Source organism: Chromobacterium violaceum ATCC 12472 (assembly GCF_000007705.1).
Taxonomy (GTDB): Bacteria; Pseudomonadota; Gammaproteobacteria; order Burkholderiales; family Chromobacteriaceae; genus Chromobacterium; species Chromobacterium violaceum.
On the sequence record NC_005085.1, the window covers coordinates 2,755,209 to 2,779,413 of the forward strand.

The 24,205-nt window shown below is 65.9% G+C and carries 15 protein-coding genes; 7 read left to right on the forward strand and 8 right to left on the reverse strand.

All coding sequences use genetic code 11. The features are described 5' to 3' along the window. The first annotated feature begins 185 nt into the window (after nucleotides 1-185). Entirely contained in the window at nucleotides 186-5,864 is a 5,679-nt protein-coding gene (locus CV_RS12520; protein WP_115610134.1) for an Ig-like domain-containing alpha-2-macroglobulin family protein, read from the forward strand. 265 nt (nucleotides 5,865-6,129) lie between these two features. Here the strand turns inward: CV_RS12520 and CV_RS22930 are convergent, their stop codons facing one another. Beyond that, complete coding sequence (locus tag CV_RS22930) at nucleotides 6,130-7,494, reverse strand: esterase/lipase family protein (RefSeq protein WP_011136108.1); 1,365 nt, start codon at nucleotides 7,492-7,494, stop codon at nucleotides 6,130-6,132. A 158-nt stretch (nucleotides 7,495-7,652) separates the two neighbouring features. Here CV_RS22930 and pbpC point away from each other — a divergent pair, with 158 nt between their 5' ends. Further along, nucleotides 7,653-9,803 (forward strand): penicillin-binding protein 1C, encoded by a 2,151-nt coding sequence (gene pbpC / locus CV_RS12525; RefSeq protein ID WP_043596215.1) that lies wholly within the window; start codon nucleotides 7,653-7,655, stop codon nucleotides 9,801-9,803. A gap of 19 nt (nucleotides 9,804-9,822) precedes the next feature. Here pbpC and CV_RS12530 read toward each other — a convergent pair whose 3' ends face one another. The 3 genes from CV_RS12530 to CV_RS12540 form a co-directional block, all read right to left on the reverse strand. Further along, nucleotides 9,823-10,551, reverse strand: a complete 729-nt coding sequence (locus CV_RS12530; protein WP_011136110.1) for a hypothetical protein — start codon at nucleotides 10,549-10,551, stop codon at nucleotides 9,823-9,825. A 2-nt stretch (nucleotides 10,552-10,553) separates the two neighbouring features. After that, entirely contained in the window at nucleotides 10,554-11,105 is a 552-nt protein-coding gene (locus tag CV_RS12535; RefSeq protein WP_011136111.1) for a hypothetical protein, read from the reverse strand. 229 nt (nucleotides 11,106-11,334) lie between these two features. Further along, nucleotides 11,335-12,057, reverse strand: a complete 723-nt coding sequence (locus tag CV_RS12540; protein ID WP_011136112.1) for an SDR family oxidoreductase — start codon at nucleotides 12,055-12,057, stop codon at nucleotides 11,335-11,337. Nucleotides 12,058-12,169: 112 nt separating this feature from the next. On the opposite strand from CV_RS12540, the gene CV_RS12545 reads away from it, so the two are divergent. Next, nucleotides 12,170-13,021 (forward strand): LysR family transcriptional regulator, encoded by an 852-nt coding sequence (locus tag CV_RS12545; protein ID WP_011136113.1) that lies wholly within the window; start codon nucleotides 12,170-12,172, stop codon nucleotides 13,019-13,021. Here CV_RS12545 and CV_RS12550 read toward each other — a convergent pair. Both CV_RS12550 and CV_RS12555 read right to left on the reverse strand, forming a co-directional pair. Beyond that, nucleotides 12,991-13,626 (reverse strand): LysE/ArgO family amino acid transporter, encoded by a 636-nt coding sequence (locus CV_RS12550; protein WP_011136114.1) that lies wholly within the window; start codon nucleotides 13,624-13,626, stop codon nucleotides 12,991-12,993. The genes CV_RS12545 and CV_RS12550 overlap by 31 nt on opposite strands. A gap of 65 nt (nucleotides 13,627-13,691) precedes the next feature. Further along, a complete protein-coding gene (locus CV_RS12555) occupies nucleotides 13,692-16,043 on the reverse strand; it encodes an EAL domain-containing protein (RefSeq protein WP_011136115.1) in 2,352 nt (783 codons plus the stop codon). Nucleotides 16,044-16,293: 250 nt separating this feature from the next. Between CV_RS12555 and CV_RS12560 the strand changes: the two genes are divergently transcribed. The 3 genes from CV_RS12560 to CV_RS12570 all read left to right on the forward strand — a co-directional run bounded on the left by CV_RS12560 (nucleotide 16,294) and on the right by CV_RS12570 (nucleotide 19,157). Continuing rightward, nucleotides 16,294-17,232, forward strand: a complete 939-nt coding sequence (locus tag CV_RS12560; RefSeq protein WP_011136116.1) for an ArgP/LysG family DNA-binding transcriptional regulator — start codon at nucleotides 16,294-16,296, stop codon at nucleotides 17,230-17,232. Nucleotides 17,233-17,314: 82 nt separating this feature from the next. Further along, the gene (locus CV_RS12565) at nucleotides 17,315-17,755 is read left to right on the forward strand and encodes a cytidine deaminase (protein WP_045050932.1); all 441 of its coding nucleotides are present in this window, start codon (nucleotides 17,315-17,317) and stop codon (nucleotides 17,753-17,755) included. Nucleotides 17,756-17,918: 163 nt separating this feature from the next. Further along, nucleotides 17,919-19,157 (forward strand): M23 family metallopeptidase, encoded by a 1,239-nt coding sequence (locus CV_RS12570; protein WP_011136118.1) that lies wholly within the window; start codon nucleotides 17,919-17,921, stop codon nucleotides 19,155-19,157. A 4-nt stretch (nucleotides 19,158-19,161) separates the two neighbouring features. Here the strand turns inward: CV_RS12570 and CV_RS12575 are convergent, their stop codons facing one another. Next, nucleotides 19,162-20,508 (reverse strand): purine-cytosine permease family protein, encoded by a 1,347-nt coding sequence (locus tag CV_RS12575; protein WP_011136119.1) that lies wholly within the window; start codon nucleotides 20,506-20,508, stop codon nucleotides 19,162-19,164. Between the two features lie 245 nt (nucleotides 20,509-20,753). On the opposite strand from CV_RS12575, the gene CV_RS22195 reads away from it, so the two are divergent. Further along, on the forward strand, nucleotides 20,754-23,603 hold the full coding sequence (locus CV_RS22195) for a GGDEF domain-containing protein (RefSeq protein ID WP_052278826.1): 2,850 nt from the start codon (nucleotides 20,754-20,756) through the stop codon (nucleotides 23,601-23,603). 122 nt (nucleotides 23,604-23,725) lie between these two features. On the opposite strand, the gene CV_RS12585 is transcribed toward CV_RS22195, so the two are convergent. Beyond that, nucleotides 23,726-24,154, reverse strand: a complete 429-nt coding sequence (locus CV_RS12585) for a secretion protein (protein ID WP_011136121.1) — start codon at nucleotides 24,152-24,154, stop codon at nucleotides 23,726-23,728. Nucleotides 24,155-24,205 lie beyond the last annotated feature (51 nt).

The window sequence follows — 24,205 nt, forward strand, 5'->3', positions numbered from 1 at the left end:
GAATCTCCGGCGGTTCCCGCTTGATATTGCTGAGGATTTTCCCGCGCCCCTCACGACTCCCTGCCTCATCTGCTATCATCGCGACTCATGCGAATTGCCATTTCCGGCAGAAAAAATATCCTGAGAGAATGAATCTTCCCGCCCCGAACCGCGCCTCCCGGCCCCAATCGCCCCCTGGTGACACCATGAAGACACTGCTACGCCGCGGCCTGCTGCTGGCCATCCTCGCCGCTCCCGCCGCACAGGCCGGCGTGGTGACCTTCAGCCCGCAAGGAGAGGTGAAGGAAGCCAGCCAAGTGCGCGCCACCTTCTCCGCCAGCATGGTCGCGCTGGGCAACAGCGCCGCCCCCGCGCCGTTTACCTGGAGCTGCGGGCTGAAAGGCAAAGGCCACTGGGTGGACGACAAGACCTGGGCGCTGGATTTGCCGGAGACGCCGGCCGCCAACACCGATTGCCGCTTCACGCTGAAGCCCGGTCTGAAGGATGCCCAGGGCAACGCGGTGAACGGGCCGGTTTTCCGGTTCTTCACCGGGCTCCCGATCGTCAGCCGCAGCTGGCCGAACGAGGGGCGGATAGAGGAAGACCAAGCCTTCGTGCTGAAATTCAACGCGGCCAATGTGGCGCCGTCGTCGCTGTACTGCCAATCGTCCAGCCTGCCCGAGCGCATTCCGGCGCGGCCGCTCTCCGCGCCCGACCGCGCGGCGCTGCTCAAGCACCTGGAGCTGCAAAAGGACGCCGCCCGGGTGCTGACCGTGCGCTGCGACCAGCGCCTGGCGCCCGACAGCAAGCTGTCGCTGGTGCATCTTCGCGGCGCCGGCAAGCCCGACAAGCTGGACTTCCAGGTGCGCCCTGCCTTCAGCGCCGGCATGAGCTGCCAGCGCGAGAGCGCCAAGGGCGCCTGCATCCCGTTCAAGCCCATCACGCTGAACTTCAGCTCGCCGGTGCCGGAAAAGCTGGCAATGGCCGTGCGGCTGTCCGGCGGCGGCGCCGAGCGCGCGCCCCAGCCCCAGGAGCACAGCAAGGGCGAGCCGGTGGACAGCATCAGCTTCGCGCCGCCCTTCCCGCCGCTGGAAACGCTGACGCTGACCTTGCCCAAGGACTTCCGAGACGAGGTGGGCAGGCCGCTGGTCAACGCCGGCCGCTTCCCGTTGTCGTTCAAGCTGGGCGACTATCCGCCGCTGGCCAAGTTCGCCGCCGCGCCGTTCGGCATCATCGAATCCGGCGCCGACGCCACCTTGCCGATCACGCTGCGCGGCGTGGAGGCCGATCTGCGCATCAAGTCGGTACAGCTGGGCGGCAAGGCGCTGCACTTGCTGAACGACGCCGACATGATGGCGTGGCTGGCCAAGGTGCAGCGCTACCATGAAAGCAATCTGCCGGCCGGCAAGGACAAAACCGTGGAAAGCCGGCGCGTGTCGCTATTGAATAAGAACCGCGACGCCGCGCCGCTGAAGCTGCCGACGCAGCCCGACAAGAACGGCAAGTGGCCGTTCGAGGTGGTGGGCATTCCGCTGCCCAAGCCCGGCCTCTACGTGGTAGAAGTGTCGTCCCGCCTCTTGGGCAAGTCTCTGCTGGGCGCCGACAAGCCGATGTACGTGCGCACCGCCGCCCTGGTCACCAATATGGCCGTGCACCTGAAGCGCTCCGGCGAGAACGCCTCGGTGTGGGTCACCACGCTGGACAAGGGCAAGCCGGTGCCGGACGCCAAAATCAGCGTTTACGACTGCAAGGGCGAGGCGCTGTGGTCCGGCAAGACCGACAAGAACGGCATCGCCAGCATCAGCAAGCAGCTGAACGGCGGCGAATGCTCGTCCGACGAAGAGCTGTCCGGCCTGTTCGTCACCGCCCACGCCAAGGACGCGCAGGGCAACGAGGACGTGTCCTTCGTCCGTTCCGGCTGGAACCGCGGCATCGAATCCTGGCGCTTCCCCTTCCCCACGCAATGGAACGACAGTCCGTCCATCCTGGCCCACACCATCCTGGACCGCCCGCTGTTCCGCGCCGGCGAAACGGTGTCGATGAAGCATCTGCTGCGGGTGCAGGCCGGCAAGGGCCTGGCCCAGCTGAAGCCCAACCAGCTGCCGCAACAGCTGCGCATCGTCCACGACGGCAGCGGCGACGAAGTCAGCCTGCCGCTGGCCTGGCGCAACGGCCGCTACGCCGAAAGCAGCTTTGCTCTGCCGAAAGAGGCCAAGCTTGGCGAATACACGCTGTATCTGGAGCGCAAGGGCACGCGCGGCCCGGACGACAAGGCTAAGCCGTCCAGCCCGGAGCTGGATGGCTATTCGCTGCGCAGCGGCAGCTTCCGCGTCGAGGAATTCCGTCTGCCGGTGATGACCGGCCGCATCTTCACCGCCAAGGGCGCCAACATCGGCGCCAAGCAGGTGCCGCTGAACGTGTCGATGTCCTGGGGCAACGGCGGTCCGGCCAAGGACTGGCCGGTGGAAGTCAGCGCGATGCTGGCCGACGCCTACACCCGCATCAAGGCCTACGACGGCTTCACCTTCTCGCCGCCGCAGCGCAGCCGGGAAAACAGCGAGGGCTCGCTGGACGGCAAGGTGGTGCTGGACAAGGCCGCGCTGAAGCTGGACGCCAACGGCAACGGCAAGGTGGCCGTCGACAAGCTGCCCAGGCTGGACCGCCGCTACGACCTGGTGACCGAGGCCGCCTACCGCGACCCCAACGGCGAAACCCAGACCATCACCCGCCGCATTCCGCTGTGGCCGGCCGCGCTGCAGGTGGGCGTCAGCGTCGACAGCTGGATCACCGCCGGCCGCGCGCTGCAACTGAAAGCCGTGGTGCTGGACACCGCCGGCAAGCCCATCGCCAACAAGGACGTCAAGGTCACGCTGCGCGAGCACCGCTACCTGTCCAGCCGCAAGCGGCTGGTCGGCGGCTTCTACGCCTGGGACCACAACGAGGAAACCGACGACAAGGGCAAGGTGTGCAGCGGCGCCACCGACGCCCGCGGCCTGGTGTTCTGCGACATCAATCTCAAGGACGCCGGCGACATGGAACTGATCGCGGAGGCCAAGGATGACCAGGGCAACGTCGCCCAGGCCGCGCAATCGGTTTGGGTGAGCAAGCACGACGAGCTGTGGTTCGACGTCGACAACAACGACCGCATCGACATCCTGCCGGAGAAAACCAGCTACCTGCCCGGCGAAACCGCCCGCTTCCAGGTGCGCATGCCGTTCCGCAAGGCCACCGCCTGGCTGGCCATCGAGCGCGAGGGCATCCTGGAAACCCGCGTGGTGGAACTGGAAGGCAAAGACCCGACGATAGAGCTGAAAATCGGCCCCGACTGGACGCCCAACGTCTACGTGTCGGTGCTGGCCGTGCGCGGCCGCGTGCGCGACGTGCCGTGGTACTCGTTCTTCACCTGGGGCTGGAAGAGCCCGTCGGAATGGTGGGACGCCTACTGGAACGAAGGCGGCGACTACGCGCCGCCGACGGCGATGGTGGACCTGTCGCGCCCGGCCTTCAAATACGGCGTCGCCGAGATACAAGTGGGCGACGCCGCCAAGCGGCTGAGCGTGGAAGTAACGCCGGCCAAGAAGAGCTACGGCATCCGCGAGACCGCCGAAGTCACCGTCAAGGTCAAGCTGCCCAACGGCAAACCGGCGCCGGCCGGCACCGAGGTGGCCTTCGCCGCCGTTGACGAAGCGCTGCTGGAGTTGCAGCCCAACCACAGCTGGGAGCTGATGCAGGCGATGTACCAACGCCACAGCTACGGCGTGGAAACCGCCACCGCCCAACTGGAAGTGGTGGGCAAGCGCCATTACGGCCGCAAATCGCTGCCGCCGGGCGGCGGCGGCGGCAAGGCGCCGACGCGCGAGCTGCTGGACACCCTGCTGCTATGGCAGCCCGGCGTGAAGCTGGACGCCAACGGCAGCGCCCGGATCAAGGTGCCGATCAACGACGCCCTCACCCGCTTCCGCCTGGTGGCGGTGGCCGATGTCGGCAATGACATGTTCGGCACCGGCGAAGCCGGCTTCAACGTGACGCAAGACCTGCAGCTGAGCTCCGGCATTCCGCCGCTGGCGCGCGAGGGCGACCAATTCCAGGCCGGCGTCACCGTGCGCAACGGTGGCGAAAAGCCGCTGAAGGTCAAGGTATCCGCCGCCGCGTCCGGCTTCCCGGCGCTGCCGGCCAGGGAGGTCAGCCTGCCGGTGGGCGAGGCGCGGCTGGTCAGCTGGAACGTGACGGTGCCGGAAGGCCTGAAGGAAGCGCAATGGACCTTCGCCGCCCAGCAGGTGGACGGCAAGGCCGCCGACAAATTGGCGGTCAAGCAGCAGATCGACCCGGCGGTGCCGGTGACGGTGGAGCAGGCCACGCTGCAACGCGTGTCGCCCGAGCTGTCCATCCCGGTGGCGCCTCCGCCGGGCGCGCTGCCGGGCCGCGGCGGCATCCGCGTCAGCCTGCAGGCCAGGCTGGGCAACAGCCTGCCCGGCGTGCGCCGCTGGTTCGAGGACTATCCCTACGCCTGCCTGGAACAGCGCAGCTCCATCGCCATCGGCCTGTCCGACCGCAAGCGCTGGGACCAACTGATGAGCGAACTGCCGCTGTATCTGGACGGCAACGGCCTGGCCGCCTACTTCCCGCTGGGCGAAGGCGCGCCGGACCGCGGCAGCGACGTGCTGACCAGCTATCTGCTGTCCGTCGCCAGCGAGGCCGGCATGACGATCCCGGAAGCGCCCCGCGGCAAGATGCTGGACGGCCTGTCAGCCTTCGTCGAAGGCAAGCTGAAACGCGACCTGCCCACCAGCCGCCAGGATGCCGACGCGCGCCGCCTGGCCGCGATGGACGCGCTGTCGCGCTACGGCCGCTTCCGCCCGGCGATGCTGGACGTGCTGGACCTGAACCCGCAGAAAATGGGCACCGCGATGCTGGTGGACTGGCTGTCTCTGCTGAACCGCGCGGCGGACATCCCGCAGCGCGCCGGCCGCATATCCGAGGCCTCGAATCTGCTGCGCGCCCGCCTGACCTACCAGGGCACCAAAATGGGCTTCAGCACCGAGGCTAACGACAACGCCTGGTGGCTGATGGGCAACGGCGACGTCAACGCCGCCAAGCTGCTGCTAGCCGCCCGCAAGCTGCCTGACTGGCAGGCAGACATGCCGCGCCTGCTGACCGGCCTGCTCGCCCGCCAGCAGAAAGGCCACTGGGGCACCACCACCGCCAACCTGTGGGGCTCGCTGGCCACCGCGCAGTTCTCGCGCCAGTTCGAAACCGCGCCGGTGACAGGCCAGACCCGCGCCGTCCTCGGCAAGGCAAGCCTGAGCCTGTCTTGGCCGCAGGAAGGCGTCAAGCAACTGGGCCTGCTGCCATGGCTGTCTTCCGCCGGCAGCTTGCAGCTCAAGCACGCCGGCTCCGGCTCGCCGTGGGCCACCATCCAGGCCGAGGCCGCCATCCCGCTGAAAACCGCGCGCTACGCCGGCTACAGCATCAAGAAGACGCTGACGCCGGTCAGCCAGAAGGTGGACGGCCAATACCAGCCCGGCGACGTGGTCAAGGTGACGCTGACGATCCAGGCGCAGAGCGATATGAGCTGGGTGGTGGTGGACGACCCGATCCCGGCCGGCGCGGCGATCCAGGGCGGCGGCCTGGGCCGCGACTCCGCCATCGACGCCAAGTCCGGCAACGGCGGCGACTACGCCGACTACATCGAACGCCGCTTCGCCGGCTACCGCGCCTACTACAGCTACGTGCCGCGCGGCGAGCTGAAGGTGGAATACACGATGCGGCTGAACAATCCCGGCACCTTCAAGCTGCCGCCGACCAGGGTGGAGGCGATGTACGCGCCGGAAGTGTTCGGGATGTCGCCGAATGGAGTATTTAAAGTAGTGGATGGCGGAAAGTGATGGGAATGGCCCCTCTCCGTTGGAAGAGGGGCCGCTTTGGCGTGAAAATCTTCAACGCGCGGGAGCAGTTCTAACCGAGAAGCCCGATTTTTGCCGCAACGTCCTAGTCAGAAAGCGCTCGTTCAGCGTTAACTTCCTTGTTCTGCGATTTGCGCTGTCCGCATCGATTCGCCCGGATTTTATCTTGATCGATGCCCCCTGCGTAACAAACTGAAGGCCAAATAATCCTGATCACTCGGCGCAAAGCCAAGCAAACACCGCTTGCTTATGCCCTTGTCAAATTATCAAGCAAAAATTTGTGCATTTCCGGCTGTGCGAAAAACTCGGTATGCCATACCGTTCCTTGCTTGGCATCAGGATTACCAAAAGCCAGCAATCTGGCATTGGGTATATTTGGATTAGGAGAGGCCACCCCCTGATATGGAACCACTAAATCGTTATCGACTTGCATCAACAATTTATCGAGCAACACCCCCGCTTCCAACAACACTGACCTTGCACAATCGAAGTCGGCGCGTGCCCCGTACACATTCTGATCGGACATCAGGCTCCCGATCTCATTAAGATCGCTAACAAGGCTAGAAGTAGTGGATAATTCTTGAATGCTTGGCAGATCAAAAGCCGCAGAGACAAGCAATCGGGCTAAGCCAATCACAACATCCAACGAGAAACACCGAGACTTTGAAGCAAGCAATGCGGCCATATTAAGAAAATTACATATATCATCCGGATTTGCAAGTTGTGATCCTTGATTAGCCGCTGCAACAAAGAAAACCTTACCCACCGCTCCGATCTTCCCCTCTCGCCTAGCTAAAATCCCCTTAAGCGTAGCATTCTTAAGCAAGGCATTTGGCGAAGGGTCGGCGAACAAAGAACGGGCGATCAACCCTCCTCGGCTATGGCACACCAGATCGACTGACCAATTCGCTCCCACAGGTATTTTATCCAGTAGATCCAGCGCATTCTCAAGAGGTGTCTTGCTGATAGTCCAATGATCATATCCAAACACATTGCCATGATAGGCATTGACAAGAGCCTGCATGGTTGTAGCCTGACTGGAAGAGCCGAGACTATCGAACGCTCCCTTAATAGAACTAAAAATCCCATGAACAAATAGCAAGACCCGCTTACCCCGCGCTTGGGCAAGCCGCTCAGGAGTGGCCAGTTGCACATATCCATCAGCCAATGCAATAAACCCTTCGGTTTTGTCGGCAATCTCGATCGCCCGGGCTGCCGCCCAAACCGCGTCGGTCGCGAGGTTTTGCGGGACCTTGAGCGCTCCCTGAACCAGCCACTTTGTTGCATCGGCGATTGTCGGCCCTAACTGTCTAAATTGAATGAAGCTAAAATCGTGGACGGCTTGCTCTTGGTAAATCGGCTGCCTGCTTTGAGCCGGAAAGATGAATTGAACAGCCTTTGTATCCGCATGCTGTACAATAAGTAAATTTGCCTCGCCAATACTCTGCTCAGCAGTTGCGATCCTTAAGCCAAACTCCTGTGTTAATGGATGCGTAGCAGGTACCAGACTAAATCCGCCTCCCAAAAATTCCCCTTTGAATCGTGCTTGCTGCAATGCCTTCTGCAGCTCTTCAGACTTATCTACGCTTTGATTCTCAGCTAATTTGGCCATCGCAACCCCCTGTCCATGAAAGAACGTGCAAGAAACGAAATACTCAAAGCATAATATAGCCATGAAAGATCTGCCCGCACAGCAAACATCAATAACGCTATACAATGCGTCTTGCGCGTGACTTTGCCCCCACTACTTGCAACAGAACAAAGCCCCCAGTGACCCGCTACAACGCCAGCCTCCTCATTCTCGCCCTGCTCTCCTCACCCGCCTGGGCCCAGCCCACGTTCAAAGAGGTGAAGGCCGCCTGGCAGCCATCCGACGTGACGCTGCTGGACCGCCACGGCCAGGTGCTGCAGCGGCTGCGCGTCGACAAGCAGGCGCGTCGGCAGGATTGGGTCGGCCTGGCGGACACCTCCCCCGCCTTCCGCCAAGCGCTGGTGCTATCCGAGGACAAGCGCTTCTACCAGCACAGCGGCGTGGACTGGTCAGGCGCGGCGGCGGCTGCCTGGGCCAATCTGTGGAACACCCGCACCCGCGGCGCGTCCACGCTGACCATGCAGCTGGCCGGCCTGCTGGACGATGATCTGAAGGTAGGCAAGGGGGGGCGCAGCCTGTGGCAGAAGATGGGCCAAACCTGGTCCGCCGCCTGGCTGGAGCAGCACTGGACCAAGGCGGAGATTCTGGAGGCCTACCTGAACCTGGTGGGTTTCCGCGGCGAACTGGTGGGCCTGTCCTCGCTGTCGTCGACGCTGTTCGGCAAGCTGCCGTCCGGACTGAACCTGGAAGAATCGGCGATCGCGGTGGCGCTGATCCGCGCGCCCAACGCCGCGCCGGACAAGGTAGCCGGCCGCGCCTGCCGCATCCTGCAGGACATGGGCCGCAAGCCGGACTGCGCGGCGCTGGGCGTGCGCGCCACCCAGGCCCTGGCCCGCAGCCGAGCCGCCAATCCGCTGGCCGAGCAGGACGCGCCGCATTTCGCCCAGAAGCTGCAGCAGGCGCGCCGCTTCGCCGCCGGCAGCCGGGTGGCGACCACGCTGGACCTGCCGCTGCAACGTTTCGCCGCCGCCGCGCTGCGACGCCACCTGTCCGCGCTGTCGCAGCGCAATGTGCAGGACGGCGCGCTGGTGGTGCTGGACAACCAGAGCGGCGACATCCTGGCCTGGGTGGGCTCCAGCGGCCGCGGCCTGTCCAACGCCGCCCAGGTGGACGGCGTCACCGCGCCGCGCCAGGCCGGCTCCACGCTCAAGCCCTTCCTGTACCAGCAGGCGCTGGAAAAGCATTATCTGACCGCGGCCTCGCTGCTGGACGACAGCCCGCTGGACCTGCAGACCGGCAGCGGCCTGTACGCGCCGCAAAATTACTCCAAGGACTTCAAGGGGCTGGTGCCGGTGCGCAGCGCGCTGGCGTCATCGCTGAACATCCCGGCGGTGCGGACGATTGAGATGGTCACGCCCAACGCCGCGCGCGACCGGCTGGTGAAGCTGGGCTTCTCCACCCTGACCGAGGACGGCGACTACTACGGCTACAGCCTGGCGCTGGGCGCCGCCGACATCCGCCTGCTGGACCTGGCCAACGCCTACCGCACGCTGGCCAACCAGGGCCTGTCCAGCCCGCCGCGCTGGACGCTGACCGACGCCAAGCCCAAACCGGCGCGGCTGCTCGACGCCGCCAGCAGCTTCATCATCGCCGACATCCTGTCCGACCGCACCGCGCGCGCGCTCACCTTCGGCCTGGAAAGCGCGCTGTCCACCCGGTACTGGAGCGCGGTGAAGACCGGCACCAGCAAGGACATGCGCGACAATTGGGCGGTGGGCTTCTCACGCCGCTTCACGGTGGCGGCCTGGGTAGGCAATGCCAGCGGCGAGCCGATGTGGGACGTATCCGGCATGCACGGCGCGGCGCCGGTCTGGCAGACCGTGCTGGACCGCGCCCAGCAATCGGCCGCGCCCCTGCCGCCGCCCGCGCCGCCGGCCGGCCTGGTGCGCCAGCGGGTCCGCTATCAGGGCGACGTGGCCGCGCCCCGGACCGAGTGGTTCCTGGCCGGCACCCAGCGCGCCCTGATCGTGCCGCAGAAAGGCGCCGCCGCCGACCTGACCCCGGGCATCGCCGCGCCGGTGGACGGCAGCATCTTCGCGCTCGACCCGGACATTCCGCCGGCCAACCAGCGCATGGTGCTGCGCGCGCGCGGCGTGGCCAAGCCGCAATGGTGGCTGGACGGCAAGCGGCTGGGAAGCGGAGCGGAGCTGGCCTGGTTCCCCTGGCCGGGCCGGCATCGGCTGGAGCTGCGCGGCGGCGACGGCAAGGTGGTGCAGGCGGTGAAATTCGAGGTGCGCGGCGCTTCGCTGCGGCCCGGCAGGCCGCGTTGAAGCGCCGCGTCCCCTCAGACTAGCCGGCCGCGGCCTTGCGCCGCTGCAGCGACTGCCACAACTGGTCCGCTCGCCGCGCGGCGTTGGCTTTCTGCTGCGCGGTCAGCGCCTGGTAGTCCTTGGTCTTCAGCAGCCAGTCGGCGCTTAGGGTGTCGCCGGATCGGCGCGCCACCAGGTTCCAGGCGGCAGCCTCTTCCGGCTGCTTGTCCAGCAGATAACTCTCCGAGATGATGGCCGCCGCATGCAGGTTGCCGCGCGCGTATGCCTGCTGCAACGCCTCGCGCGCTTCCTCGCGGTAGCGGAAGTCCGGCTGGTAGTCGGGCTCTTTGGGCTTGCCGTCCAGCTGGAACAGATAGCGCTCGGCCAGATGCGTCAGCGCCTGCGGATCGCCGCGGCTGGCGGCCATGCGCAGGTCGGCCAGCGACATCTGGTAATAACGCGCGTCTATCATGTAGCCCAGCTTGCGCAGCTCCTGCTTGCGAGCGCGCTCCGCCGGCGTTTCCGGCGGCGAGGCGGCCGCCTGCAGCTGCGCCGACGGGTCGCCGCCCACCGCGAAACTGAAGCCATCGGCCGCGGGCCTGGCAGCCTTCCCCGCCGCTTCCGTTTCCGATCCGCCCCCCTTCGTGGCGACGGGCTGCGCCTGTCCGGACGCGCCGCCCGCCATCGCGAAGTGAGTGGGCAGCCATAGCCATGCCGCCACGGCCGCCGTCCCTGCGGCCGCTGCGATCAACACGGTTGCCCTCTTCATCGTCAGATCCGCGTCATGCAGACGTTGAAGCCGTTGGCGTAACCGTAGCGCGAGTAGTAGTCGCGCTGCGACGGCGTGCCGTGCTCGGCGTAGTCGGCCGCGTCGCGCGCCGAAGCCACCGCATTCTCGATGAAGCTCGAATAGCGCAGATTGGTCTCGGCGTACTTGGCGAAGGTGCCCCCCACGCAGTCGGCCTGCAGTTCCTGCATCGGCGGCTGGCGGTTGATGCCGCGGGTGAACTGGACGGAATGGCCCCACTCGTGCGCCAGGATGAACTTGGCCACGTAGTTGCCGTAGCTGTTTTCCTGCTGCTGCAGGAAACCAGTGCCGACGCTGATGGTGTAAGGGCCGCAGGCCATCGCGCTGGATTGCGGCTCGCCGCAGGCCCTCTGGTCGACATAAACCGTCGGGCGGGCGTAAGAGCCGAGGAAGCCCCGGATCTCATTGGCGCTGGACTGGATGTAGCTGTTGTTCACCGGCAGGGCCAGCGCCGCGCCGGCCTGGCCTGCCAGGGCCGCGCCAAGCGCGCACAGCGTGATGATTTTCCTTGTCATGATCTCTTTCTCCTTGAGTATTGCGTCACGGAGATCTTTTTATGGCAAATGAATAATCATTCTGGAAAGAATAAATTTTTATAAAATTTAAATTTGATATTCTAACTTTATGTCTTTATTTTGCTGTTAAATTACACTTATTACGTAGTGAGAATATCTATGCAAAGAGCGGGCCGCTGCTGCGGACCGCCCCTTTCCTATGCCGACCTCTGAAGCCGCCCCGAGTCGCTTAGGCTGATTGCCCGGTGGCCGCCAGCACGATCTCGCGTACGCACACCCGCTGCGGTTGGCCGTAGGCGTAGGCGATGGCCTCGGCCACGTCATCCGCCTCCAGCACGCCGCCCATCTGCTGCTTCCATTCCTGGTAGCCGGCCTTGATCGCTTCGTCGGTGGTATGGCCCAGGAGCTCGGTTTCCACCGCGCCCGGCGCGATGGTGATCACCCGCACGCCGCTGGCGGCCACTTCCTCGCGCAGGTTTTCCGAGATCGCGTGCACGGCGAACTTGGTGCCGCAGTAGGCCACGTGGTTGGGAAAGGTCTTGCGCCCGGCGATGGAGCTGATGTTGATGATGGTGCCGCGGCCGCGCGCCACCATGCCGGCCAGCACCGCGTGGATGCCGTTGAGCAGGCCCTTGACGTTGACGTCCAGCATGCGCTGCCACTCGTCGGGATCCTGCTTGGCCATCGCGCCCAGCAGCATCACGCCGGCGTTGTTGACGATGGCGTCGGCAGGACCGAAGCGCGCCTCAGCCTCGGCCTGCGCGGCCTGCAGCTGGGCGCCATCGCTCACGTCCACCCGGCGGCACAAGGTGTTCGGCAATTCCAGCGCCTCCAGCTTGTCGACGCGGCGCGCCAGCAGCAGCAGCGGGTGGCCTGCCTGGGAAAACCGCTTGGCGGCGGCGGCGCCGATGCCGGAGCTCGCGCCGGTGATCACGATCAGGGGCTTGTTCATGGACTCTCTCCTTCCATAAGATTTATCGATACGAAACAGATGCCATGCAGTATATTTACCGCCATGCCGACTGAAAAATGATAAAAATCTCTGCCTGAAATAGATTATTTTTATGGATATTCGCCAACTAAAGGCATTTGTCGCCGTTTTCGAGGAGCGCAGCATCACGCTGGCGGCGCAGCGGCTGTTCGTCACCCAGCCAACGCTGTCCGTCACCATACGCCAGTTGGAAGATGAGCTGGGCGTCAGCCTGTTCGAACGGCAGCCCCGCGGAGTCGATGTCAGCGAAAACGCCCGCCTGCTCTACCCGCAGGCGCGCCGGATGCTGGCTCAGGCACAGGCCTTGGCCGGCATGTTCCGCCAGCGGCGCGATTGCCTGCCGCTATGCCTGGGCGTGGACGGCGATGTGAGCCGCAGCCACCTGGAAGCCTTGCTGGCGCGCGCGGCGCGGGCCGAACCGGCGATATTGCTGGAAACGCGGGAAGGATGCTGCGGCGACGCGCGGCTGGCGGCCGAGGACGGCCGCTGCGAGGACGAGCTGTTTCTGCCCTTGTGGGAGGAAAATTTCGTGTTGGCCGTGCCGGCCGGCCACCGGCTGGCGGCGCGCGATCAGGTGGATATGGCGCTGCTGGACGAGCCGGACTGGATCGTCTGCCCGGACCATCCCAGCCACCAGCGGCTGCTGGATCTGCACGGCGCCGCGGCGCCGGCGCTGGCGACGGCCGCGCGGGCCGGCAGCCTGAGGCTGGCCGCCCACATGGCGGCCGCGGGGCTCGGCGTCGCGCTGCTGCCCGCCTCGCTGGCGAACGACCATCCTGGCCTGGAGGCCATCCCGCTGTCCGGTGCGACGCCCTACCGCCGCGTCGGCTTGTGCCATGCGCCCCAGGCGCTGGAACTGCCGGCCTTGCAGGCCTTGAAAACGGCGTTGGAAGATTACAGCGGCAGCGGCGCGGATAGCCCGTAGTTGTAGACCAGCATGGAGGCGGTGAACAGCATCACGAAGCCGATCACGCAGTCCAGCACCCGCCAGCTCGCAGGCTTGGTGAACAGCGGCGCCAGCTTGCCGGCGAACAGGCCGATGGCGCCGAACCACAGCACGGAAGCGCTCAGACTGCCCATCAGGAAAGACAGCGAACCGTGTTCGCCGTACACCGAGGACACGCTGCCGATCAGCACCACGGTGTCCAGCCAAACGTAGGGATTGAGCAGGGTCACCACCAGGATGGTGCGGATGGCGCTCTTGCGGTCGCGCTCCACGCCGCCCTCCAGCGTCATGCCACCGGCGTTCAGCGCCGAGCGGAAGGACTTGAACCCCAGCCACAGGATGAAAGCCGCGCCGGCCCAGGTGACCACGCTGATGAAGCCGGGAATGCCGGCCACAACTTTGCCCACCCCCAACACGCCGGCGGCGATCAGCAACACGTCGGCGACGATGCAGATGGCGACGATGGGCAGCACGTGGCTGCGTCCTATGCCCTGCCGCAGCACATAAGCGTTCTGCGGGCCGATGCCGACGATCTGGCTGAAGGAGATGCCCAGCGCGGAAAGGAAAACACTGAAATTGAACATTGCCTGCTCCAAACTATTTGCAGGCAGATTAACCGGCGGAAATGCTTAAGTAAAACTAATAAAAATCATGATACATAAGCAGAATTTATAATCGCGCCCTTGCTCCACTGCTTCAACCACTCCGGCAATTCTCCGGCGGCCAAGGGCGGCGAGATGCCGTAGCCCTGGCCGTCATGGCAGCCGATCTCGCGCAGCCGGCTCCAGATCGCGCGGCTCTCCACCCCCTCCACCACCAGCTTGCGCCCGGTATAGTGGGCGAAGGACAGCATGCTGCGGATGATGGCCTCGTTGCCCGGCATGTCCAGCAGCAGGCGCACGAAGCGCTGGTCGATCTTGATGGTATCGAACGGCAACTGCTGCAGATGCACCAGCGACGACGCGCCGGTGCCGAAGTCGTCCAGCGCGATGGACAGGCCCAGGTCGCGGCAGCGCTCCAGCTTGGCGGTGATCTGCTCCGCTTCCTGCTGGGTGACGGTTTCCAGCACTTCCAGCTCCAGGAAGCCCGCCGGCAGCGGGTTCGCCTCCAGCAGCGTCTCCAGCCCCAGCAGAAAATCCTCATGCTTCAGCGTGGCGGCGGACAGATTGACGCTGACCGGCAGCGACAGGCCGCGCCGGCGCCACTCGCCCATCTGCCGCACCGCCTCGCGCAGCACCCACCAGTCCAGCTCGCGCATCAGGTTGGTATGCTCGATCGCAGTGAAGAACTCGCCCGGCGGCACGTGCCGCCCGTTGCGCACCCAGCGCACCAGCGCCTCCGCGCCTTCGATGCGGTGATTCTGCAGATTGATCTTGGGCTGGTAGAACAGCGCCAGCTCGCCGCGGGGAATGGCCAGCGCGAACGCGCTGCGCAGCGCGTGCAGCTTGTGGATTTCCTCGTCCATCGCCGCGTCGTAGTGGCGGGAGTGGCCGCCGCCCTCCTCCTTGGCGCGGTTCAGCGCCAGGCCGGCGCGGCGCAGCAGGTTGGCCGCATCGCACAGCGCGTCACCGCTGACCGCGACGCCGACGCTGCAGCGTATCTCCACCTGGGCGCCCATCGCGTCCACCGGCTGCGGCAACAAGCTCATCAGCTCTTCCACCAGCTCCTGCAGCCTGTCTGTGCGTTCCGAGCAGGCGACGAAGCGCGCGGCGCCGACCCGGCCGACATGGCCGAACGGGTAGATGGCCTGGCGCAGGCGGCGCGCCATCTCGCACAGCACCAGGTCGCCGCCCTCGTAGCCCAGCCGGGCGTTGATGTCGTGGAAGCCTTCAACGGCGATCGCCAGCACCGCCACCTGGCCGCCGTCGCGGCGCGACTGCAGCAGCCGGGCAATCAGTTCCTGCATGCGGTTGCGATTGGGCAGACCGGTCAGGGCGTCGTGCTGGGCCAGGAAAGCGAGCTCGGTCTCGGCGCGGTGGCTGCGCTCCAGCGCGTCATGGCGCTCCAGCCCGCGGCCGATCTCGCGCGCCATCAACTCGAACAGCGCGCGGCGGGACTGGTCGAAAAAACCCTCTTCGCCGGCGTGCAGCGCCAGCGCGCCCGCCACCTGCTGGCGCACCAGCAGCGGCACCACCAGCAGGCTGCGGATGCCCTGGCGGCTCAGCGCGCCGTGCCAGGGCTTCAGTGCGGGATCGGATTGCGCGTCGTTGCTGACCTGGGCCGCGCGGCTGCGCAGCGCGCGCGACACCGGGCCCGGCGCCTGCGCGTCCTCGGCGTGCCCCGGCAGCTCGCCGGGCATGGACGCCCGCTCGCCGCGGGACAGCGCCGCCACCTCGACGCGCTTTTCGTCCGCGTCCAGCAGGCCCACCCAGGCCATTTCGAAGCCGGCCTCGCGCACGCAGACGTCGCAGACGGTCTGCAGCAGGATGCGGCGGTCGGCGCTGTCGGCCAGCGCCAAGCTGACGCCGCTCAGCGTCGCGTACAGGCCGGACATCGCCTGGAAATGCTCGCCATGGCGCGAAGCCTCGCGCTTCAGCGCCTGCTGGTAGCCATGGGTCTTCAGCATCTGGTCCAGCAGGATGCGCTTGCGCAGCAGCCGAGCCGCCTCGGTGCCCGCCGCCTGCTCCAAACCGCCAAGCAGATGCGGCTGGCAACGCTCGTACAGGCCCTGCAGCCAGCCCAGGCTCACGCCCAGCCGGCAATACAGTTCGCCCTGCTCGACCAGCGCCGCTGCCACGGCCGAGTCCAGCGGCGCGCTCAGCAGCGCGTCCCACTCCGCCAGCAGCATCGCCGCCAGCTCGTCCTGATCGCAGCCATGGTGGCGCTGCAAGCGCTCCGCCTCGCCGGGGCTTTTCAGCAGATGCCAGTAAAGCTCCTTGCCCAGCAGCTCCCTGCGGGCCAGCCCCGCGTCGGCGTGGCGCGGCAATTGCGCCAGGTGTTCGGTCCGGATTCCGATAAAGCGGCACATGTTCGCCAGGAGTGCCATTTCATCCGTATGCATTGTTTTCTGCGCCTGTCGTGGCTGGAACGCGGCCTGCCGGACCGCCGTCCCTACTATCTCGCCCACCTGCCCAGGAGCAGGTATTTCTTGTACCGTGTCGACCGGAGGCGCCCCCCGGAATCCATCGCGGAAAGCCGCGTCGGGCAAGGCCGGCCGCCAAAGCCTGCAACATGCCACGGCGCTGGCTTTTAAGCAAGCCCGGCGGCATTATTAAACGACCTCTTATCGTCAAAAGACCAGGGACCGCGAAGTGTTCGACCCCAGACAATTACAGACCCTGGCCGCAGTGGCGGAAACCGGGGGCTTCGACAAAGCCGCCAAGAAGCTGTTTCTGACCCAATCCGCGGTATCGCAACGCATACGCCAGCTGGAGGAACAACTGGGCCAGCCCGTGCTGACCCGCACCTCGCCGGCAGAGGCCACCGAGGCCGGGCGCCAGCTGCTGCGGCATTATCAGCAGTTGTTGCTGATGGAAAACCAGCTGCTGCAAAAACTCAGTCCCGCGCCGCGCCAGCGCGAATTCACCACGCTCGCCGTCGGCGTCAACGCCGACAGCCTGGCCACCTGGTATCTGCAGGCGGTGACGCCGGTGCTGGAAGCCCACGACCTGTTGCTGGACGTGGTGGTCGACGACCAGGACCACACCCATGAACTGATGCGCACCGGCCACGTGATGGGCTGCGTCAGCACCCGGCCGGTGCCGATCCAGACCGGCGTCCAGCATTACCTGGGCGCGATGCGCTATCTGTGCCTGGCCACGCCGCGCTTCGCCGCGCGGCATTTTCCGGACGGCGTCGACCACGCGGCGCTGGCGCGCGCGCCCAGCATCATCTTCAGCCGCAAGGACGCGGTGCACGGCCAGTTCCTGCGCCAGGCGATCGGCTACGAGGGCGGCTTTCCCAGCTTCACCGTGCCCTCGGCCCAGGGCTTCGTCGAACTCACCCGCCAGGGCGTCGCCTACAGCCTGCTGCCGGAGCTGATGCTGGACGGCGACCTGGAAGACGGCCGGCTGGTGGACCTGTTCCCCGGCCAATACATGGACCTGCCGCTGTACTGGCACCACTGGCGGGTGGAATCCGAGCTGTCCCAGGCTTTGACCGAGGCCATGCTGGACTACTGCGGCCGCCACTTGCGCCAGGACAAAGTGGCATATCATGCATCTGTTGGAGAATCACGGCAGAACCCCTGACCCAAGCGGCGCGGCTGTCGCATTGACAAGGCCACGCCCCCTGGCGCATCATCCGGCGCCGACCTGGTTTTATGGAGGCAGCATGACCAGCAAGCAGCAAATACCCAGCAATGAACAGTGGGCCGAACTGGAAATGGCCGCGCAACTGGCCGCCCGCCAGGCTTACGCGCCCTATAGCCGCTTCACCGTCGGCGCCGCCATCCTGGACGGCAACGGCAAGATACACATCGGCTGCAATGTGGAAAACGCCTCCTACGGCCTGAGCAACTGCGCGGAGCGCACCGCGATCTTCGCCGCCCGCGCCAACCACGGCATGCAGGAAGTGGTGGCGGTTTGCATCTACACCCCCACCGACAAGCCTGCCTCGCCTTGCGGCGCCTGCCGCCAGGTGCTGAACGAATTCGGTCCGACGATGCGCGTGCGCTCGATCTGCGACGGCGAAGACATCATCGACACCACGCTGGACGCGCTGCTGCCCTCCGCCTTCGGTCCCAAGAATCTTCAGGACGCCAGCCAGCGTTGAGCCGCTGTCCGACTTCCATCCAACGGGAACCCGCGGGTTCCCGTTTTTCATGCCCGCGAAAAGGTTCCCCTGCGCCCGCCTCTCTTAGGGACAGCTGAAAATAAAAATCACTCGCTATATGGTCGATCACGCTGTTCCTGTTCAGAACGATAAGGAGTCCGTGATGATGAAATCCGCCATTTCATATCTGTCCGCGCTGCTGATCGGCCTGGGCGCGGCGTCCGCCCACGCCGCCGAGGAGGCCCAAGACCCCGCGCTGCGCCAGCAAGCCGCCGACGCCTTGGCGCGGCTCGCACCGCGACCGCTGGCCAAGGGAGATCTGCCGCAGCCGCTGGTGGAAGTGAACCGCGAAAGCGCCGACCGCCGCTGGGTGATCGGATCGGCCACCCAGCCGCTGCCGCTCATGGCCGGCGCGGATGCCGACCAGGTGCCGTTGTCCCGCTTGTTCCTGGCGCGCCAGACCGACCAGGGCTGGCAGCTGGCCATGGAAGGAGAAGACGGCTTCGCCGCGCTGCTGGAAGCCGCGCCGGACGGCTGGCTGAGCGCCGACGAGCGGCGCGCCTGGCGCAGCCAGGCCATCCGCGCCAAGCGGCTGGCGCCCGACGCCACCGGCCTGGGCCTGCCCTGGCAGGAAGGCTCAAGCTGGAGCATGACCGGCGGCCCGCACGGCTACAGCGGCGAGAGCCAGCCTTACGATTCCATAGACTTCGCCGGCGGCGACGGCCGGGTGCTGGCACCGCAGGCCGGCGTGATCTACAAAAGCTGCCTGCGCAACGGCAGCGGACTGGTCAAGCTGGTGCACGACAACGGCTATTCCTCCACCTACTACCACATGATCAACCTCAACACGGTGGCCGACGGCCAGCGGATGGCCAAGGGCGCCTATCTGGGCAAGATAGGCAACGGCCTGCCTTGCGGCGGAAGCACCACCGGCCCCCATGTGCACTTCTCGCTGATCCACCAGGGCAAGGCCGAGCCGGTGAACCGCAAGTGGCTGGGCGGATGGCAATTCTTCTCCGGTGGCCGCGCCTACCAGGGCTACGCCTCGCGCAACGGCAGCCGGGTGAACGTGGGCGGACGCCTGACCCACTACAGCGGCGGCAGCGACCCCGCGCCGACGCCGAGCGGTTCCAGCGGCGTCGCCACGCCGCGCGGCGGCGACAGCCGCGTCAACCTGCGCGGCGGCCCCAGCCTGAGCGCGGAAATCGTCGGCAGCGCGGCGCGCGGCGAACAGGTGGCGCTGCAATGCCACATCCGCGGCGAGGCGGTGGACGGCGTCTGGGGCCGCACCGACATCTGGAACCGCACCGCCTCCGGCCACTGGATCAGCGACGGCTTCATCGACACCGGCAGCAACGCGCCGGTGGTGCCGCCCTGCCCGTCATCGGCGCGGCCATGGTAAACGCCTAGCCGGCGCTTCGCCCTCCGCCGGGGACGGCCGCCCACGCGGCCGCGCCCCGGCGCATCATCAGCCAGTAAAGGCCGGCCGCGCCCAGCCAGCCTGCCAGCCAGGAAACGTCGGCGCCGCCCAGCACGCGGACCATGGGTCCGCTGAACAGGGCGCTGTCGATGAAGGGCAGCTGCAACAGCACGCCCGCCAGGTAAGCCAGCAGCCCCGGCCAACGGTAATCGGCTCCTTCCAACGTCGCCAAGTCCACCCTCCCGCCCCGCAACAGGTAAAAATCCGCCAGGTTCACCGCGCTCCACGGCGTGAACAGCGCCAGCAGCAGCAACAGGAAAGACTTGAACAGCGGCAGGAAGCCTTGCTGCGCCCAGACCGCGATCCCTAGCGAGACCAAAACCATGCAAGCGACGATCAGCCAGCGCCGGCGCGGCCCCAGCGCCTCCGGGCGCGCGCCGAACGCCGAGGCGATGCCACCCGCACACATGAAGCCGCCGTAAGCGTTGAGCGTGGAAATCGTGACCTTGCCGAAAGCCACGCAGAAGAACAGCGCGGCGGCGATGGCGCCGTCGGCGCCCAGGCCGACGAAATAGGCGACCTCGTGCCCGCGGAAGGCCGCGCCGCCGATGGCCGCCACCAGCACGCCCAGCGACATCGCGATCTGCGCCCCCAGCGTTGAGCCCAAGCCTATCGCCCACGCCACCCGCGCCGGCGGCGTGGCCGACGGCAGGTAGCGCGAATAATCGGACACGTAGGGCGCGAAAGCGATTTGCCAGGACGCGGACAACGATATCGCCGTGACGAAGGCGGCCGGCTCGAAACGGGCATGCTCCGCCAGCAACGGCAGCAGATCCACCCGCCCCAGCCGGTGTATCGCCCGGTAGCCGAGCGCCGCGGCCAGCAGCACCGCCAGCGCGAACAGCAGGCTCCCCGCAGCGTCGCTCAGCTGCAGCAACTGGCCCAGCGCCTGGCCGGACAACACCATGCCGGTGGCGTTGAAGCCCAGGTACATGACGCAGGCCAGCGCCAGCGGCAGCACCGCGCCCTTGACGCCAAACTGCGCGCGGCAGGCCAACATCTGCGGCAAGCCCAGCCGGGGGCCCTGCGCGCCGTGCAGCGCCATTACCGCGCCGCCGGCGATCTGCCCCAACAGCAAGCCGGCGATGGACCAGACGATGTCGCCACCCAGCGCCACGGCCAGCGCGCCGGTGACGACGGCGGTGATCTGCAGATTGGCCGCCAGCCACAAGGTGAACTGGCTGAATACGCGGCCATGCCGCTCGCTTTCGGGGATGAAGTCTATGGAACGGCGCTCGATCAACGACGAGCTTGCGGGCGTTTTCGCTTTCATGGCGTGTTCTCCTTTGTCTGCGCCCCAGCGCGCCGTCTTGCCGCGGCGCCGGCCGGAACGGCCGGACCAATTTATACTTTTGGCATTCTCGTCCGCAAATTCGGAGACATCCACCATCAATCATGCGCCAGGCATGCCGCCTCGGAATGGAACGCGCCGCGCAAGCGGCGCATCACCATCCTGCATCCAGGATTTGTCCTAACATTCAAGCAAGAATTTCAATAACGGCTTGCGGGATAAACGTTGTGCCCACGCCTTTTTCCGATATCAAACGCCGCCTGCTGCACCGCCGCCATGCGCTGTTGACGGGCGCCTCCGGCCTGTTCCTGATCCTGCTCGGCGGCAACGTCGTCGCCGGCTGGCTGCTGCGCCTCGCGCCCATCCTGCCGGAAAACATCCACATGGTGATTTCCACCGCCAGTTGCATGGCGCTGTACGGCATCGGCTTGCTGTTGGCGCTGTGGCGGCCGCACGGGTGGGCTCACCGGCTGCCCGTTCTGCTGATTCTGCTCATTGTCGCGATGGTTGCGGCCGAACACCTGAGCGGCCGGCAGTGGTGGATAGACTTTCCCGAACTGCACGCCTGGCGGCACGACGTCGTGCCCATCCCCGGCAGGATGGCGCCGACCACCGCGCTGGCGCTGGCTATGCTGACCATCGGCATGTGGCTGTTGCCCGCCGCCACGCCTGGCAGGTTGCAAGCCTTGCGCGCCTGCGTGCTGGCGCCGCTGCTGCTGGGCGCGCTTGGGGCCGCCGCTTATGTGATCAACCTTGAATTGCTGTACAGCTGGGGCGCGTCGGTGCGGATGGCGCTGCTGACCGCGCTGGGCGTCATCGCCGCCAGTCTGGGGTTGTACGGGCTGGCGCAGCAGGCGCAGCGCCGGCACCCGCGCTCGCAGGACATGGCCGATTCGATCTCCGTGACCGCCACCGTGCTCCTGGTTTCGATCGCACTGACGACCGGCCTGCTGATCCACCGCGTCTCCAGCGAGGCGCACGAGCACAGCCTGCGCACCATGATGTCCAACTCCGTGAAACAGCGCGCCGCTCTGCTCACCACCCAGTTCGGCATCAGCGGCGATATTGCCCGCCGCATCTACCAGCGGCCTGCGGTGCAGAAGCTGCTGGAGGACGCCAGCAACGGCAGGCTGGATGCCAGCGCCGCCGCCGCCGAGCTGGCCGCCCGCAATCACATGACGCTGAACGGCATCGCCATCGAGGACGGCGGCGGCCGCACGCTGGTGCAGGTGGGATATTTCGAGAGCCGGCCTCGCCAGGCGCTGGCGCTGCGCTCGCCGGCGGGCGCCCAGTTGTTGTGGAACGGCCATTACCTGTACCGCACCGTCGACGTCTACCGCACCTCGGCCGGCTCGTCGAGGCTGGTGCTCGAGCAGCGTTTGGACATGTTCGACCGCGTCGTTCAAGATACGGCCCCGCGCGACAGCCTCAGCGGCCTGTACGCCTTGTGCGGCCACGACCAACATGATCTGCGCTGTTTCTCCCAATCGCCGCGGGACCCGGGCACCACGATTCCGATAGCCGGCAACATCCATCACTTCACCATGTGGCCAGCCTTTTTCGGCAAGAGCGGCTCGCTGCACACCGTCGACTATTCCGGCCGCGACGTGATCGCCGCCTATGCGCCGGTCGGCGACAGCGGACTCGCCTTCAGCTACAAGATTCGCGTAGCAGACCTGCTGGCGCCCATGCGCCGCGATCTGGAAATCAACGCGCTGATCATGCTGGCGCTGGTCGTCGTGGGCACCCTGATTCTGCGCTGGCGCACCTCGCCGCTGCTGCGGGAGGTGCTGCGATCCAACCAGATGGCTGAAATGGCCGCCGAGCGTTTCCGCAACGCCGCGGAAGCCAATATGGACGCCTTCATCATCATGGAGGCGCTGCGCGGCCAGTCAGGCGAGGTGGACGATTTCCGCGTGGTTTACCTAAACGCGGAAGCGGAGCGGATGTGGCGTCTGCGGCGCGACGAAGCCATAGGCCGAAATTGGAAGGCGCTGGCGGCGGCGCTGGACGTGCCCAACCACTTCGAAAGCTACAGGCAGGTGATCGACACCGGCCTGCCGCTGTCCGAAGAGGTGCCGCGCGCCTTCGACGTCAGCCACCCCGCCTGGATCCATCAGGAAATCGTCCGCGCCGGCGACGGCATCAGCATCAGCGTGCGCGACATCACGCAAAAGAAGCTGGCCGAGCTGGATCTGGTGCTGCGCGAGGCGCTGCTCAAAACCGTGACCGACTCCATCCCCGCGCTGGTGGCCTTCGTCGACGCAGACCAGCGCTACCGTTATTGCAACAAGACCTACACCCGCCTGTTCGGCATTCCGCCGGAACAGGTGATCGGCCGCGAGATGCGCGACTTCCTGGGCGAGGAAAGCTACGCGGCGGTCCGCCCCCACGTGGAACAGGCGCTGCAAGGGCAAGCGGTGTCCTTCGAGATGGAAATGCATCTTCACGGCAGCCCGCGCTACGTCGAGGGCCGCTACATCCCGCAACAGCATGCGGACGGCACGGTGTCGGGCTTCTACGTGATGATCTGGGACATCACCCAGTCGCGCGCCCGGGAAATCGAACTGCGCAGCCAGGTCACCCAGGACGCGATGACCGGCCTGCTCAACCGCGCCGCCTTCATGGACATCCTGAACGACGAGATCAAGCATCATTACCTGAAGCGCCAGGCGCTGGCGCTGCTGTTCCTGGACATCGACCACTTCAAGCAGGTGAACGACACGCTGGGCCACGCCGCCGGCGACGAATTGATCAAGATCTTCGCGCGCCGCCTGCGCCAGAATGTGCGCGGCACCGACCACGTGGCGCGGCTGGGGGGCGACGAATTCGTGGTGCTGCTGGTCGGCCTGGACGCCGAATGCACCGCGACCGCCGTGGTGGACAAGCTGATGGCGGCGGTCTGCCGCGATGCCGAGCTGGCCGGCAAGCCCCACCGCGTCTCCACCAGCATAGGCGTCGCCTACGCTTACATGCCGGACATCACGCCGGAGCGCCTGCTGAAAATCGCCGACGAGGGCCTGTACCAGGCCAAATCCGCCGGGCGCAACACCTACCGCCTGCTGAGAGTGGGCTGAGCCGCCGTTCGTCGCCGCCGACTGCATGGACGCGAGCCCCCTCATGGCCCGGGTTCTGCGGAAGTCGATGCGCGATACCAGCAGTCCCGGTTTCTGAGGCACTCACGTCAGCTGTAGATTCGCTACACCGCCTGAGCCAGTCCGATTTCATAGACCAGCCACAACTCGCCATCGATGTCGCGCCACGTGGCACCCTGCGCCTCCAGAACTTTGGACAGCCTCATCCGGATCTGATTCAGCTCTGGCCGAGTCATGCTTTCCAAAAACAGCCCTCTCACCCGCTTCACTGTCGGAACCGATTTTTCAATTTTATGGATCAGATGGATAAAAGCCGCAACGGCGCTGGCGGAACCTTGTACCGGCTGCTTGGCGACGAAGTCGCAAATAATCAATTCCTCATCCTCCAGGCGATAAACCAGTTCGCAATCCAGCAGTTTGACTCGCTGTCCGACCAAAACATGGCTGTTGCCAAAATATTCTGCCTCTGGCACTAAACCCTGCGACAGCAGAAATTGCGTAACGACATCCGGTTTGATATTCATTTCTTGCATTTCGACTCTCCATTCGGCGGATATGGGAAAACCCATATCCGCTCACGATTC

Coding starts and splice junctions, on each gene's coding strand:
- CV_RS12520 (WP_115610134.1), top strand. CDS start 186: ATGAAGACACTGCTACGCCGCGGCCTGCTGCTGGCCATCCTCGCCGCT.
- CV_RS22930 (WP_011136108.1), bottom strand. CDS start 7,494: ATGGCCAAATTAGCTGAGAATCAAAGCGTAGATAAGTCTGAAGAGCTG.
- CV_RS12530 (WP_011136110.1), bottom strand. CDS start 10,551: ATGAAGAGGGCAACCGTGTTGATCGCAGCGGCCGCAGGGACGGCGGCC.
- CV_RS12535 (WP_011136111.1), bottom strand. CDS start 11,105: ATGACAAGGAAAATCATCACGCTGTGCGCGCTTGGCGCGGCCCTGGCA.
- CV_RS12540 (WP_011136112.1), bottom strand. CDS start 12,057: ATGAACAAGCCCCTGATCGTGATCACCGGCGCGAGCTCCGGCATCGGC.
- CV_RS12545 (WP_011136113.1), top strand. CDS start 12,170: ATGGATATTCGCCAACTAAAGGCATTTGTCGCCGTTTTCGAGGAGCGC.
- CV_RS12550 (WP_011136114.1), bottom strand. CDS start 13,626: ATGTTCAATTTCAGTGTTTTCCTTTCCGCGCTGGGCATCTCCTTCAGC.
- CV_RS12555 (WP_011136115.1), bottom strand. CDS start 16,043: ATGCATACGGATGAAATGGCACTCCTGGCGAACATGTGCCGCTTTATC.
- CV_RS12565 (WP_045050932.1), top strand. CDS start 17,315: ATGACCAGCAAGCAGCAAATACCCAGCAATGAACAGTGGGCCGAACTG.
- CV_RS12570 (WP_011136118.1), top strand. CDS start 17,919: ATGATGAAATCCGCCATTTCATATCTGTCCGCGCTGCTGATCGGCCTG.
- CV_RS12575 (WP_011136119.1), bottom strand. CDS start 20,508: ATGAAAGCGAAAACGCCCGCAAGCTCGTCGTTGATCGAGCGCCGTTCC.
- CV_RS12585 (WP_011136121.1), bottom strand. CDS start 24,154: ATGCAAGAAATGAATATCAAACCGGATGTCGTTACGCAATTTCTGCTG.